This is a genomic window from Tatumella sp. UBA2305 (genome assembly GCF_002345795.1).
Classification (GTDB): domain Bacteria; phylum Pseudomonadota; class Gammaproteobacteria; order Enterobacterales; family Enterobacteriaceae; genus Tatumella; species Tatumella morbirosei.
Map to the genome: position 1 here is coordinate 153821 of NZ_DDVT01000021.1, position 14645 is coordinate 168465.

Below are 14645 nucleotides of genomic sequence, written 5' to 3' on the forward strand. Positions count from 1 at the left end.
GACTGCTCCCCCTTACCGCCAAAGATTGCGGATAATACCGATTGAAGGCTGGCTCCCGTTGCGGGATGCTGACAACTGCTAACTTCCAGAGACTGACACCGTATGACTGCACCGTTACTGATTGCCCGAACCCCGGAACTGACCCTGAATCTGTTGCCGGCCATGTCTAACCGCCACGGCCTGATTACCGGAGCGACCGGCACCGGAAAAACCGTCACACTGCAAAAAATAGCTGAGTCTTTCTCAGCCATTGGCGTGCCGGTGTTTATGGCCGATGTGAAAGGGGATTTAAGCGGCATTGCCAAAGCCGGCGAAAGCTCAGAGAAACTGCAGGCGCGGCTGGAAAAAATCGGCGTGACTGACTGGCAGGCACAGGATAATCCGGTGGTGCTGTGGGATATTTTCGGTGAAAAAGGGCATCCGGTGCGGGCTACCGTGTCGGATCTCGGCCCGCTGCTGCTGGCACGGCTGTTAAACCTTAACGAGATCCAGTCCGGGGTGTTACAGATAATCTTCCGGATCGCCGACGATCAGGGCATGTTACTGCTGGATTTCAAAGATCTTCGTGCGATGGTGCAGTATATCGGTGATAACGCGAAGGCGTTTACCACCGAATACGGTAATATCAGTACCGCTTCTGTCGGGGCGATCCAGCGTGGCCTGCTGGCACTGGAACAACAGGGAGCCGAATACTTCTTTGGCGAACCGATGCTGGATATTAAAGACTGGATGCGTACCGACGATCAGGGACGTGGCATCATTAATATCCTGAGCGCCGAAAAGCTTTATCAAATGCCAAAACTGTATGCCACCAGCCTGCTGTGGATGCTGTCAGAACTGTATGAGCAGTTGCCGGAAGTCGGGGATGTCGAAAAACCTAAACTGGTGTTTTTCTTCGATGAAGCCCATCTGCTGTTTGATGATGTTCCTGACGTATTACTGGAAAAAATACAGCAGGTGATTCGTTTAATCCGCTCTAAAGGGGTGGGCGTCTGGTTTGTCACCCAGAATCCTTCCGATGTGCCGGATACCGTGCTGGGTCAGTTGGGTAACCGCGTGCAGCATGCACTGCGGGCCTTTACTCCTAAAGATCAGAAAGCGGTGAAAGCCGCCGCGACCACCATGCGCGCTAATCCGGCATTTAATACCGAAGAAGCTATTCAGTCACTGGGCACCGGCGAAGCCCTGATCTCGTTCCTGGACGAAAAAGGCAGCCCGTCGGTGGTGGAGCGGGCGATGGTGATTGCCCCCGGTTCCAGGATGGGGCCGCTGAACAGTGATGAACGTAACAGCCTGATTAACCATTCACCGCTGTACGGCAAGTACGATGATGTGGTGGACAGAGAGTCCGCTTATGAACTGCTGCAGAAAGGGATCCAAAATGCGCCTCAGCAGTCGGATGCACCGCAGGCCAAAGGGAATAACAGTGGCGTGGAAAATACGGTGATGGATGGTCTGAAAAATATCCTGTTTGGATATACCGGCCCCCGTGGTGGTAAACACGACGGCGTGGTGCAGACCATGGCGAAAACCGCGACCCGTCAGGTGACTAACCAGATTCTGCGCGGCGTGCTGGGCAGTCTGTTTGGCGGACGTAAGTAATCACTTCGGATACCCTGCGGAGCCATCGCTCCGCAGGGTAAGTGGCTATCAGTTTGCCTGGTAGCGTTTAGTTCGCGCCAGCGCCCCACAACTCAGCACTGCCAGCGCCATCAGATAATATCCCGGGGCCAGGCTGGTTCCGGTGGCCGTAATCAGCAGGCTACAAATCAGCGGGGCAAATCCGCCAAATACCGTCACCGCAATGTTATAGCTGATAGCCATCCCACTGGCCCGGGTGCTGACCGGAAACAGATCCGCCATCATCGATGGTACCGTAGCAAAGTAGCAGGATTTCAGTAACGCCAGCCAGCAGACCAGCAAAATCAACATACCGCCATCCGGATGGCGAACCACCAGCAGAAACGCCGGATAAATCGTCACCAACAGCAATACCAGAGCTGTCCACATCAGCGGCCTGCGGCCGGTTTTCTCTGCCAGTAGTCCGGCCAGCGGGGTCACAACCGTCAGAATCACCCCGGCCAGCAGGGTGGCGGTAAAGGCCGTTTTGCCCGCCAGATGCAGGTTTTTGGTGGCATAGGTCGGGACATAATTCAGCATGTAGTTAATCCCAGTAGAGATCACCATCAGCCCTACCGCCAGCAGTAACAGATGGCTCTGGCCGGAAAACAGCTGTTTCAACGGAGAATGTGTCGCCCGCTGTTGTACCGACTGTTCAGGTTCATAAACATGGCGGCGGATATACAGCCCTGCCGGGCCTATCAGCAACCCGAAAAGAAACGGAATACGCCAGCCCCATTGCTGAATCTGCGCGTCCGTCAGCCACTGGGTCAGACCAAGTCCGAACGCCGAGGCCAGTAAGGTGCTGGCCCCCTGGGTGGCAAACTGCCAGCTGGCAATAAAGGCTTTACGCTGCGGGAAATGCTCCACCAGAAAAGCCGTCGAACTGCCAAACTCGCCACCGGCCGAAAAGCCCTGAATCAGCCTGGCCAGCAGGATCAGTACCGGGGCCGCCAGACCGAGGGTGGCATAACCCGGCATAAAGACAATCATCGCGCAGCCGAGAGTCATCAGCGTGATCGACAGCAGAAGTGCGTTCTTACGACCATGCCGGTCGGCATAGCTGCCGAGTACGATAGCGCCTAACGGGCGGATCAGGAACGATACGCCAAAACTACCGAAGGTCAGCAACAGTGAGACCGAAGGATCTTCGGTCGGGAAAAACTCATGGGCAATGTAGCGGGCAAAAAAGGCATACACCGCAATATCGAACCATTCCAGAGCATTGCCGACACAGGTCGAGAACAGGGTTTTATACAGATTCGGCGCTGGCCGGGCCATCGCGCCACTCATGACTGCATCTCCTGTTTCTGACGATAAGCCTGCTGGCTGGCAATCAGTTGACTCCCCTGTTCACCGAAATCCCATAACAGATGCGTCATCATCAGCAGACCTTCACGGGCTATCGATTTCAGCATATGTTCATCCGCCGCATGTTGTCCGCAGGCCGGATAGGAGTGCGGAACCCACAGGGTGGGAAGTTGCAGAATATTGGCAAACACATCATTTGGCAGTGAGCCACCCAGGTTCGGTAGCAACGCCGGTTTTTTACCGCTGCTCTGTTGCAGCGAATCCAGCGCCCAACTGACCAGCGGTGAACGGGGATCCAGTCGGGTCGCCGGAGAACCACGTAGCAGTTCCACCTGCACATCCGCGAATCCGTATGCGGCCAGGTAGTCACTCAGATGGGTATCGATATTTTCCCAGTCAGTCCCCACCACAAACCGTAGCTGACACACCGCGGTGGCACTGCCGGGAATGGCGTTCATCGGTCGTTGCGGATTGCCGCTGACCATCGCCAGGATTTCCAGGGTATTCCAGCCATACAGGCGTTCTACCGGGGTCAGGCCGGCCTCTCCCCACTGCTCATCAATCTGCGGATCGCCGTCAACAGGTTGCAACTGAATATCACTGAGAATTTCCCGCACCTGTGCAGAAATCGCCGGCGGTTTCAGGGCACTGACCTGCAACTGTCCGTGCTGATTCACCAGCGTCGACAGGGCATTGGCCAGACGGATGGCCGGGTTAGTCAGCAGACCGCCCCAGTTACCGGAATGGTAATCGCGCTCACGGGCATTAATGGTCAGGCGCACGTTAACCGCCCCGCGTGACCCCAGAAACAGCGTCGGGCGTTCGGCCGACAAGCGTGGTCCGTCGGAGGCGATAAAGACATCTGCCGCCAGCAATGCCTGGTGTTGCCGGCATATCTCAGCCAGCCCCGGGGAACTGATCTCTTCCCCCATCTCAAACAGGAATTTACAGTTAAATCCCAGGCTGCCGTGGCGGGCGGCAAAAATTTGCTCCAGCGCGGCGATGTTCACCGAATGCTGACCTTTGTTATCGGCGCTGCCACGTCCGTACCAGCGGTCACCCTCTTCGGTCAGTTGCCACGGATTCAGCCCCTGGCGCCAGTTGTCGTCATCACCAAACACCACATCGCCGTGCCCGTAACACAGCACCGTCGGCAAGGCCGGATCTTCAATGCGGGTCGCCAGCAGCATCGGGCGCAATGATGCCGCCGGGTTGGCCAGCTCTGTCAGAGTAAAGCCCATAGCGGTCATAGCCGGGGTGATTTCCTCGTTCAGATAGCGGCGGATCTCTTCATCACGGTCGTCCCGCTGGCTTTCGGAATGGATAGCGACGCGTCGCGCCAGAGTGGTTTTAAATTCCCCGCTGTCAAACCAGGCCGCTGCGGCGGCCATTACTTTTTCTGCTGTCATTTGTCTGTCCGGTATCGTTGGTTTATTTTGTTATACCGTCAATCTAAGCTACTCTTCTGCTTTGCCACAATTATCAAAATATCAAATAAGCTTTGCTTTGAAAGCAACGTCTGGCTGCACAAAAAGGCAGCACGCACCGTGATGAGGCAACCGCATGCTAAGTACCGAAATCCGTTATTTTCTGGCGGTCGCTGACTGCGGTTCGCTGACCGCCGCCAGCCAGCAATTATTTGTCGCGACCTCTGCCATTAGCCGACAAATTCAGCGACTGGAACAGGATACCGGCGTGACGTTATTTGAACGCCATGCCCGGGGGATGGTTCTGACCGATGCCGGGCGGATGTTTGAGCACCGGATACGTCAGAGTATGCGGGAAATGGACAGTACCCTGGCTGAGATCAAAGGCCTGACCGCCATCCGCCGTACCGCAATCCGCATTGCCTGTACCGACGGGCTGGCATGGCATCTGTTACCTGCCCTCTGTTCTCAGTTCCGGCAGCAATACCCTTCGGTGAGCTTTCATTTGCAGGTGGGAAATACCCGCCAGGTGGCTGAGAGCCTGCATCGTGGTGAGTGTGACCTGGCGTTGCAGTTCTGTCTGCACGCCGAACGCGGGGTACAGGTAGCCGGTAGCTGGCCTGCCCCGGTACTGGTGGTGATGTCTGCCAGCCATCCTCTGGCTGGCAAGGAGTTTCGGCTACAGGACCTCAGCAGCTACCCGGTGGCGCTGCCTGATCAGAGCACTACCGTGCGCCAGTTATTTGATTTGTCCTGTCAGATGAACGGGGTATTTATCGAACCCACCATCACCTGCAATAATTTTGGCTCGCTGTACCACTTCTTAACCCTGAATTCACTGACCGTCACTCTGTGCAGTCGTTTTTCCCTGCTGTACCACCCGGCCGGACACCCACTGGTGGCCCGTAGCCTGGCGATTAATGCGCTGACCCAGCGTACACTGCAGATCCATCTGTTGCCCGGACGTCAGCAGTCTGCTGCTCTAAAACTGTTTCTCGGCTTTATCAGTGATCAGTTGCAGCATCAGCATGAACAATTTTCCGCCGACTCTGACGTCACCGGCGGCTGAATAACCTATTTTCCCGGTGAACCAGCCCGTTGATTGCTATGCTAAAAAACAATAACTGCCAGTGAATGGCTTCACTTTATGACTTTCCGGGCCTTTCTATGGATAAAACTTCCGGCTTAAAGAAAACCAAACGGCTGGCGTTATGCCTGTTAATCATTGCCAGTGTCGTATTCATTAGCACGCTGTTTCTGCCGCAGAGCCTGGTGGTACAGGCGATAAAATCGGTGGCTGAAGCTTCGATGGTCGGTGCACTGGCTGACTGGTTTGCCGTCAGCGCCCTGTTCCACCGTATTCCGTTACCGTTGATCGGTCGTCATACCGCGATCATACCGCGTAATAAACAGCGGATTGCCGATAATCTCGGACGCTTTGTCGAGGAAAAATTTCTCAGTACCGATAGTATGATTGCCCTGTTGCGGCGCCAGGCTCCGGCAGAAAAACTGGCGGGCTGGTTAGTCATTCCCGACAATGCCGGACGGTTAAGTCGTCTGATATGCCAGCTGATTGCCGGTTTCCTGAATGCCGGTAACGATCAGCATATCCGGCGCTTTCTGCGCCAGGGGATTCTGCGGGCTATCGATAGTGTCGATTTCCGGCATACTGCGGTGCTGTTGCTGGAAAGTATGACCCGCGAAAACCGTCATCAGGCGTTACTGGATGCACTGATTGAGCAGGTGGTACGGGTGCTGGATAATCCGGAGTCGCGGCAGTTTATTGCCGGGCAGATCAGCCGCTGGTTCCGTCAGGAGTACCCGACGATGGCACGACTGGTCTCGGTGGAATGGCTGGGGGAAAAAGGCGCCGATAAAGTGACCTCAATGGTCGATGCCCTGCTGCTGGATGTGGCACAGGATCAGCATCACCAGCTACGGGACGGGGTTAACCGCAGTGTGCACCGCTTCATTGATGCCCTGAAGAACGATCCACAAATGCAGCGCCGTGCAGAACAGTTAAAAACCTGGCTGAAAGAGGATGAGGCCTTTAATCAGTACACCGTCGGGCTGTGGGACGATTTACGTCGCTGGCTGACGGAAGATATGCAACGCGAGGATTCTGCCACCGCCAGGCAGATCCGTCAGGCCACACAGTGGGCCGGTGAAGCATTACAAAATGACCCGCAACTACGGGCTTCCCTCAATCAACATCTGGAACAGGCGGCATTACAGGCCGGGCCTGAATTTGCCCGGTTCCTGACCCGGCACATCAGCGATACCATAAAGAGCTGGGATAACCGCCAGCTGTCGGCACAGATTGAGCAAAATATTGGGCGTGATTTACAGTTTATCCGGATTAACGGCACGCTGGTCGGCGGCATACTCGGATTATTACTGTTTGGGGTCTCACAACTGCCGTTGTTTATTCAATATTTCCGCCAGTGGCTGGGAGGATAATAAAAAATAACCGACTCCGGCGCTCGGAGAAAAATATCCGATAATAAATGATTAATAAAAATGATATTATTAGTTCGCAATATAATATCATTTTTTCGTGATCGTAGTCGCTGGACTATTTTTGCATTATCCGTTATAAATCCGCGAGGTCAGGATGACCTTTACCCCGATGATAAGGATATCAGTTGTGAAACGACTCTCTTTGACATTGCTGTGTTCAGCTTCAATGTTACCTGCCACCGGCAATGCCGGTATTATGCGTGAAGATGTCCCCGTCCAGGAATACCGGGATTTTGCAGAGAACCTGGGAAAATATCGCCCCGGCCGCGAAAATATCAGTGTATTAAAAAAAGATGGCAGCGTGGCCGGAATACTGCAATATCCTATGCCCGATTTTTCGGCCGTGAATAGTACAGGGTATGCCACTGTTATTTCCCCGTCGTATATTGTTAGCGTCCGGCATAACGGTGGCTATAACTCTGTAGATTTTGGAAACAATGCTCTCTATAAAACTAAATATTTATTAATTAACCGCAATGAGTCAACCGAACGGGACTTTCATGTTCCCCGGTTAAATAAAGTGGTCACTGAAGCGGCTCCGGTGCCTGGCGTCAAAGGTACTGAACTGGCGGCAAATAAAGATCGATACCAATGGTATGCCCGGGTCGGTGGCGGACGTCAGTATCAGGTCGATGCAGAGACCCAGACGCTGACTTCACTGGCTGGCGCCTATCAATGGAAAAGCGGTGGGACAATGACCGACCCGACCTTCGAAAACTGGCGACTACGCTGGTACAACTACGCCCCGGATGATCCTCGCGTACAACCACTGGATTCTTTGTCACGTTCCGGTGACAGTGGCAGTCCGATGTTTGTCTATGACAATCTGGAGCAGGTCTGGAAAATTGCCGGGGTATTAACTGGCAGCGCGGGTACTGCCCCCTACCAGTTACGATCCTACATTTTGTTTTTACAGGATGCCGAAATAAGCGCAGTTCAGCAAAAAAATACCGACCCTGCAGTGACCGATCAGCAATCACAAGGCGATATTCTGTGGAGTGCAGACCAGATTACTCAGGGCAATCAGCAGTGGCAATGGCACGGCGTCGATACCCTGCTACCATCACAAGCCAGTAACGCGCAACTGGATGCCAGTAAAGACCTGCAGTTTAACGGCGACGGCGGCACCATTGTGTTGCAGCAGGCCGTAAACCATGGTGCGGCAAAATTACAGTTTTCTGCAGACTATAAAGTCACCGGCAAAGATGCAGACAGTGCGCACTGGGTCGGCGGCGGGGTTGAAGTGGACGAAAACGCGACGGTAGACTGGCAGGTTAACGGCCGGGCCGGAGATACTCTGCATAAAATCGGGGCGGGCACATTATGGGTCCATGCCAGCGGTGAAAACCTGGGGGCACTGAATACCGGTGATGGCACGGTGATCCTCGATCAACGGGCAGATGCCGACGGTAAGAAACAGGCCTTTTCCTCTGTCACCCTGGTCAGCGGCCGCCCGACAGTCATTCTGAACAGTGCCGATCAGGTCAGTACTGAGAACATTCAGTTTGGCTACCGTGGCGGCACACTGGATATGAACGGCCAGTCGCTCAGCTTTAGTGAGATTAAACATAATGATAACGGCGCCCGGTTATTAAATAACAATGCCGGTCAGGTTTCTGAACTGACTCTGACCGGAAATAACCAGTCGTTTGCCGGCAGCCTGGGTGATGCACAGGCCGCCGGAAAACTGAATGTGACTACTGAGAATAACTGGACGCTGAGCGGCGGTGCTTATCTGGCACAACTGACAGCCGATACGGGAACGTTATCGCTGGGTGGCGAGCAGGTGTTACATGCTGGCGGTGTTGTGTACAGCAATGACTGGCAGGAAAAAACCTATACGGCTGAAGCCATCAGAACCAACAACGGGGCTACGCTGATACTGGCAGAACATGCCACCCTGAATTCCGACATCGTGCTCTCTGACAGCTTCCTGCAGATGCAATCACGAACCACTCTGGATGGCAGCCTGCAGTTATCCGAAGGTTCATATATGCTGGCGGATATCAGCCAACGGATCAGTACCCAGGGCGAAATATCTTCACAAATTAATGCCTCTGTCAGCGGTCAGGGCATATTGCACAAGTCCGGTGAGGGACGTCTGACACTGACGGGTGACGCGACCAATAGCGGGGGGATTCAGATATCGGGGGGGGATCTGGAAGTCCGCTCTACCGTCTCCGGGCCAGTGCGCATGGGTAGTGATACTACCCTCTCAGGAGCAGGGTCTTTCGGTGAGGTGACCAGCTTATCGGAAGCGACTTTTAATCCGGGTAAGTATCGTCAGTCAGACAATGAATGGTCGGTAATGAAGATAGGCAAGCTGGTCGCCGGGCGGGATAACCAGTTAATCCTGAACTCTGCCTTTACTAAGGATGCCACTGACCGGCTGCTGATTGAAGGTGATTTAGTTACTGCCGACGACTCCCCGCTGATGGTGAGTATTTACTCACAAAGTGGCTGGCAGAACAGCGATACCAACAACAATAATCATGCCGATAACAATGAGGGTATCTCGCTGGTTCAGGTCGGGGGCTCATCGACCGCCAGCAGTGTGAAACTGGCGGGTGGTTATGTTGCCCGGGGGGCCTGGGCTTATGATCTGTATGCTTTTGCCCCCGGGAAATCGGCCTCAGGTGAACGCTTACTTACCGGAGAGGGTAATCAGTACTGGGATTACCGGTTACAGAATATCTTACTGAATAGTGAAGGAAATACTGAGCCGGCGGTTGATCCTGTGCCTTCACCCGAGCCTTCTCCTTCACCGTCACCCACACCGGTGCCGGACCCTGTGCCGTCGCCGGTCCCCTCACCGCTGCCGGTACGCCCGGCAACCACTCCTCAGGTGGCGTCTTACGTTTCTCTGCCCGCGGCTTTCCGTAATTTCAGTGACAGCCTGCAGGACATGTTCAGTGACAGTGTCCGGGACCCGGGTCGCGGTATGTTTGTTTACGGCTATCACAGCGAAGACCGCTATCACTCTGCGGGTGGTTTTTCAGACTATGGCTACAACTTTACCAGTAAATCCAATGGCTGGATGCTGGGCAGCCGCTGGCAGTTCTCTGTTGCGGATCAACAGGTGCTCAGTACCGGCCTGGCAGTAAGTAAAGGCTCACTTTCAGTAAAACCTTCCGCCGCTGATGGTTTCAGCCATAGTAATTTTAATACGCTGGGTGTGCATGCCCTGTTACGCTGGCTGCATCCTGAAGGATGGTGGCTGGAAAGCCCGGTAGCTTATACAAGGTTCCGTGGTGATATCTCCACGGACTTGCGCGGCCAGGTCGCCAGGCCCAAAGCAGGCAGCTGGCTTGCCGGGCTGGACGCAGGAAAACGCTGGCAGTTTGGGGCCCACAGCATCTCACCCCTGCTGGGCATACGCTGGCAATATCAGAATATCGATGCGTTTACCGATGAAGATCAGGCGCAGGTGAGTTACCGGATGCAGTACGCGCCTGATATCAGTACCGGCGTCAGCTACCAGTTAGATCTGGGGGCCCTGGTGGTGGGTGCAGATGTCCGGGTGACACACCGTCCGGGCAAGGCACCACAGCTTATTGTCAGTGACGGTCAGACTGCTTCCCGTTTCAATGCCGGACGTGGTGGTGACAGTGTGCAGTTAAAAACCGATGCAGCGTTGTCCCTTACGCCGCAGACGCGCCTGACAACCCGGCTGCAATACCAGAAACGGCTGGAAAAAGAAGGGATTGATGACTGGAATATCCTGGGGGGTCTGGAAGTCAGTTTCTAATCTTTAGGCGTTAGAAAAGGGTTCACTGCCAGGTGAACCCTTTTTACTGTCGCTTATCGGTCAGCGGCGTTTAATCAGCAGGTAGAAACTGATAAAGAAGAATGCCGCACTCGGCAGCACAGCCCCGAGGAATGGCGGCAGCCCATACACCAGGCTGAGCGGTCCAAAGATTTGGTCCAGTACATAGAATAAGAAACCAAAGCTAATTCCTGTCACCACCCGCATTCCCATAGAAACACTACGCAGCGGACCAAAGATAAATGAGAGGGCCATCAGCATCATTACCGCGACCGATAACGGCTGAATCACCTTACTCCACAGATTTAGCTGGTAACGGCCCGCCTTCTGGCCACTCTGTTTCAGGTATTTAATGTAATCATCCAGACCGCGGATCGATAAAGAATCAGGGTCCAGTGCCACCACATTCAGTTTTTCCGGAGTCAGGCTGGTTTTCCAGACTCCCCCCACACTTTGTGAACCGGTGATTTGCTGAGGATTACTGAGGTCAGATTCATCCACCTGCACCAGGTTCCATTCATGTTGTTTATTATCCCAGTCAGCCGTGGCGGCAAAGCGAACATCCACCAACCGGCGCTGGTCGTTAAACTGGTAGATACTGACACCCTTGAGTTGGCTCTGGCTCTGAATGTGTTCAATAAAGATGAAGTTATTCCCGTCTTTGGCCCACAAGCCGCCCTGGGTAGAGAGTAACGACCCGCCGAGCATCTGTTGCGCCCGGTAGTTGTGTGCCATCTGGTCACCCTGTGGTGCGACAAATTCCCCAATCGCCATCGAGAGTAATACCAGCGGAATCGCCGTTTTCATCACCGACAGCGCAATCTGCAAACGTGTAAAACCAGCCGCCTGCATCACCACCAGTTCACTGCGCTGGGCGAGATTCCCCAGCCCTAACAACGCCCCTAACAGGGCAGCCATCGGAAAAAATAGCTCCAGGTCCGAAGGGACACTCAACAGAGTAAAATAACCAGCATCAAGAGCGGTATAAGCCCCCTGGCCGGTTTTCCTTAACTGCTCGACAAATTTGATAATTCCCGACAGGGACACCAGCATGAACAATGTCGCCATGATGGTATTAAAGATGGTTTTTCCGATATAACGGTCCAGAACACCAAACATCAGAGCCCCCCACTACGGCTGAATCGAGCACGGAAGCGACGCATCGGTAAGGTATCCCACAGGTTCAGGACAATGGCCAGCACCAGATAACCCACATTCACCGCCCACATCCAGACCGTCGGGTCCAGACGGCCTTTACTGGCATTCGAGCGGAACGAACTCTGAACCAGGAAAAAGATCAGATACAACAGCATGGCCGGCAGCATGGACAGTACCCGTCCCTGACGTGGGTTAACCACGCTGAGCGGAACCACCATCAGTGCCATCACCAGTACCGAGAATACCAGGGTCAGACGCCAGTTAAGCTCCGCACGGAAAGGCGCAGTAGGGTTATGCCACAAGGTACTGAACGTTGCCTGGTCGGTATCATTCGGGTCAAGGGTCGCTTCTTTATAACCCATAACCGCCTGGTATTGGGTGAAGTCGGTGATACGGAAATCGCGCAACATCGCCGTACCTTCGAATCGGGTACCTTTATCCAGCACTACGGTCTGCGAGCCGTCTGCATGTTGTTCCATATGCCCATGATCTGCCAGCACTACCGAAGGCCGGGCATTTCCTTTCGGTCTCAACTGCGCCAGGAAGACGTTACCAAACTGGTTACCTTTAACATTTTCGATAAACAGCACCGAATTCCCGTCACTGGAGGTACGAAATTGTCCGGCCGCCAGGGCCGCAGCCCCGGGGTTTGCCCTGGCATTCTGGGTCACCTGATTCTGATAGCGGGCAGACCAGGGCCCCAGCCAGGTCACATTGACTGCCGCCAGTACCGCCGTTAACAACATTAACAGTAATGCCGCTTTCACCAGTACGCTTTTGCCCAGACCACAGGCATGCATCACGGTGATTTCACTTTCTGTATACAGCCTGCCCAGCGTCATCAGGATCGCCAGAAACAGGCTTAATGGCAGAATCAGCTCTGCCATTTCTGGTACACCTAACCCCAGCAGGGTCAGAACTAAATTTGTCGGGATGTCGCCGTCTACCGCCGCTCCGAGGATCCTGACCAGCTTCTGACAAAAGAAGATCAGTAGCAGGACAAACAGAATGGCGAATTGACTTTTGAGCGTCTCCCGAACCAGATATCTAATGATAATCACGCTAAATACGCCTGTGAAAACTTGTCTTTTTGCAGGAAAGTCGATAGTTTCAACGCTTATGAGCCATTTTTATTCATCAATGGCTGCCATCATGGCTAAAATTGTATGACCACCTTCTCAGGATACTGAGGTATCAGACCTCAGGTTCTTAACTTATTATGACGCCGATATGGTGTTTGTCATGGTACAACTGTTTCATAATAAGAATAAGAGTTGTACATTCTAGCGATAGCCAACGCTGTTGTCTTTAAGATTCAGGAGAATACATGGAGTTCAGTGTAAAAAGCGGTAGCCCGGAAAAACAACGCAGTGCCTGTATTGTTGTCGGCGTATTTGAACCTCGTCGTTTGTCGCCTATTGCCGAACAACTCGACAAGATCAGCGATGGTTACATCAGTGCTTTGCTGCGCCGTGGTGAACTGGAAGGAAAAGTGGGCCAGACCCTGTTACTACACCATGTGCCGAACATTCTCTCTGAGCGTATTCTGCTGATTGGTTGTGGTAAAGAGCGTGAACTGGACGAACGTCAGTACAAGCAAATTATCCAGAAAACCATCAATACCCTGAACGACACCGGTTCAATGGAAGCCGTCTGTTTCCTGACCGAATTGCACGTTAAAAGCCGCAATAACTACTGGAAAGTACGCCAGGCTGTCGAGACGGCCAAAGAATCGCTGTACAGCTTTGATCAGCTGAAAAGCAATAAAGCTGAACCGCGCCGTCCGTTACGTAAAATGGTGTTTAACGTACCGACCCGCCGGGAACTGACCAGCGGTGAACGTGCTATTCAGCACGGGCTGGCGGTATCTGCCGGTGTGAAAGCGGCCAAAGATCTCAGCAATATGCCACCGAATATCTGTAATCCGGCTTATCTGGCTTCTCAGGCCCGCCAGCTGGCCGATGCCTACAGCCAGAATATCACCACCCGGGTGATTGGTGAGCAGCAGATGAAAGAGCTGGGAATGAATGCCTACCTGGCGGTGGGGGCCGGTTCGCAGAATGAATCGCTGATGTCAGTGATTGAATATAAAGGCCATCCGGATGCCGATGCCCGGCCCATTGTGCTGGTCGGTAAAGGTCTGACCTTTGATGCTGGCGGCATTTCGCTGAAGCCGGCTGAAGCGATGGACGAAATGAAGTATGATATGTGCGGCGCCGCGACAGTTTACGGTGTTATGCGCATGGTGGCCGAACTGAAGCTGCCACTGAATGTGGTGGGCATTCTGGCGGGCTGTGAAAATATGCCTGATGGTCGCGCTATGCGTCCCGGCGATATCCTGACCACCATGTCGGGTCAGACCGTAGAGGTTCTGAATACTGACGCCGAAGGACGCCTGGTGCTGTGTGATGCTCTGACTTATGTTGAGCGTTTCGATCCGGATGTCGTGATTGACGTGGCCACCCTGACTGGTGCCTGTGTGATTGCTCTGGGTCACCATATTAGTGGTCTGCTTTCTAACCACAACCCACTGGCCCATGAACTGATCAGTGCATCGGATCAGTCCGGTGACCGCGCATGGCGCCTGCCCATGGCGGATGAGTACCAGGAGCAGCTGGAGTCCAACTTTGCTGATATGGCCAACATTGGTGGCCGCCCTGGTGGCGCCATTACTGCCGGCTGTTATCTGGCCCGGTTTGCCCGTAAATTTAACTGGGCCCATCTGGACATTGCCGGCACCGCCTGGCGTTCAGGTAAAGCCAAAGGCGCGACCGGACGTCCGGTACCGTTACTGTCACAGTTCCTGCTGAACCGTGCCGGACTGGGTACTGACGAATAACCGG

9 protein-coding genes are annotated in these 14645 nt (G+C 53.9%); 5 read left to right on the forward strand and 4 right to left on the reverse strand.

Annotation, left to right across the window (positions count from 1 at the left end; all coding sequences use genetic code 11):
* Positions 1-102: 102 nt before the first annotated feature.
* The gene (locus tag B3Z23_RS14605; protein ID WP_294911451.1) at positions 103-1602 is read left to right on the forward strand and encodes a helicase HerA-like C-terminal domain-containing protein; all 1500 of its coding nucleotides are present in this window, start codon (positions 103-105) and stop codon (positions 1600-1602) included.
* A gap of 48 nt (positions 1603-1650) precedes the next feature.
* Here B3Z23_RS14605 and B3Z23_RS14610 read toward each other — a convergent pair whose 3' ends face one another.
* Both B3Z23_RS14610 and B3Z23_RS14615 read right to left on the reverse strand, forming a co-directional pair.
* The gene (locus B3Z23_RS14610) at positions 1651-2913 is read right to left on the reverse strand and encodes an MFS transporter (RefSeq protein WP_294911454.1); all 1263 of its coding nucleotides are present in this window, start codon (positions 2911-2913) and stop codon (positions 1651-1653) included.
* Positions 2910-4340, reverse strand: coding sequence for a M20 family metallopeptidase (locus tag B3Z23_RS14615; protein WP_294911457.1), 1431 nt, complete (start codon positions 4338-4340; stop codon positions 2910-2912). The genes B3Z23_RS14610 and B3Z23_RS14615 overlap by 4 nt, the downstream gene beginning before the upstream one ends.
* A 154-nt stretch (positions 4341-4494) precedes the next feature.
* Between B3Z23_RS14615 and B3Z23_RS14620 the strand changes: the two genes are divergently transcribed.
* From B3Z23_RS14620 to B3Z23_RS14630, 3 genes are all read left to right on the forward strand, one after another.
* On the forward strand, positions 4495-5427 hold the full coding sequence (locus tag B3Z23_RS14620) for a LysR family transcriptional regulator (RefSeq protein WP_294911460.1): 933 nt from the start codon (positions 4495-4497) through the stop codon (positions 5425-5427).
* 98 nt (positions 5428-5525) lie between these two features.
* Positions 5526-6818: a DUF445 domain-containing protein gene (locus B3Z23_RS14625; protein WP_294911463.1), complete on the forward strand. Its 1293-nt coding sequence runs from the start codon at positions 5526-5528 to the stop codon at positions 6816-6818.
* Between the two features lie 187 nt (positions 6819-7005).
* Positions 7006-10626: a S6 family peptidase gene (locus B3Z23_RS14630; RefSeq protein WP_294911466.1), complete on the forward strand. Its 3621-nt coding sequence runs from the start codon at positions 7006-7008 to the stop codon at positions 10624-10626.
* Positions 10627-10686: 60 nt separating this feature from the next.
* Here B3Z23_RS14630 and lptG read toward each other — a convergent pair whose 3' ends face one another.
* Both lptG and lptF read right to left on the reverse strand, forming a co-directional pair.
* Positions 10687-11763: an LPS export ABC transporter permease LptG gene (lptG, locus tag B3Z23_RS14635; RefSeq protein WP_294911469.1), complete on the reverse strand. Its 1077-nt coding sequence runs from the start codon at positions 11761-11763 to the stop codon at positions 10687-10689.
* Entirely contained in the window at positions 11763-12863 is a 1101-nt protein-coding gene (gene lptF, locus B3Z23_RS14640; RefSeq protein ID WP_294911472.1) for an LPS export ABC transporter permease LptF, read from the reverse strand. Before lptF ends, lptG begins: the two co-directional genes overlap by 1 nt.
* Positions 12864-13129: 266 nt before the next feature.
* On the opposite strand from lptF, the gene pepA reads away from it, so the two are divergent.
* Positions 13130-14641 (forward strand): leucyl aminopeptidase, encoded by a 1512-nt coding sequence (gene pepA / locus B3Z23_RS14645; protein ID WP_294911474.1) that lies wholly within the window; start codon positions 13130-13132, stop codon positions 14639-14641.
* The last annotated feature ends 4 nt before the right edge of the window (positions 14642-14645 follow it).

Bases quoted from the DNA above. Each gene is read 5' to 3' on its own strand.
- lptG (WP_294911469.1), bottom strand. From the start codon at position 11,763: ATGTTTGGTGTTCTGGACCGTTATATCGGAAAAACCATCTTTAATACC.
- B3Z23_RS14610 (WP_294911454.1), bottom strand. From the start codon at position 2,913: ATGAGTGGCGCGATGGCCCGGCCAGCGCCGAATCTGTATAAAACCCTG.
- B3Z23_RS14625 (WP_294911463.1), top strand. From the start codon at position 5,526: ATGGATAAAACTTCCGGCTTAAAGAAAACCAAACGGCTGGCGTTATGC.
- B3Z23_RS14605 (WP_294911451.1), top strand. From the start codon at position 103: ATGACTGCACCGTTACTGATTGCCCGAACCCCGGAACTGACCCTGAAT.
- pepA (WP_294911474.1), top strand. From the start codon at position 13,130: ATGGAGTTCAGTGTAAAAAGCGGTAGCCCGGAAAAACAACGCAGTGCC.
- B3Z23_RS14615 (WP_294911457.1), bottom strand. From the start codon at position 4,340: ATGACAGCAGAAAAAGTAATGGCCGCCGCAGCGGCCTGGTTTGACAGC.
- B3Z23_RS14620 (WP_294911460.1), top strand. From the start codon at position 4,495: ATGCTAAGTACCGAAATCCGTTATTTTCTGGCGGTCGCTGACTGCGGT.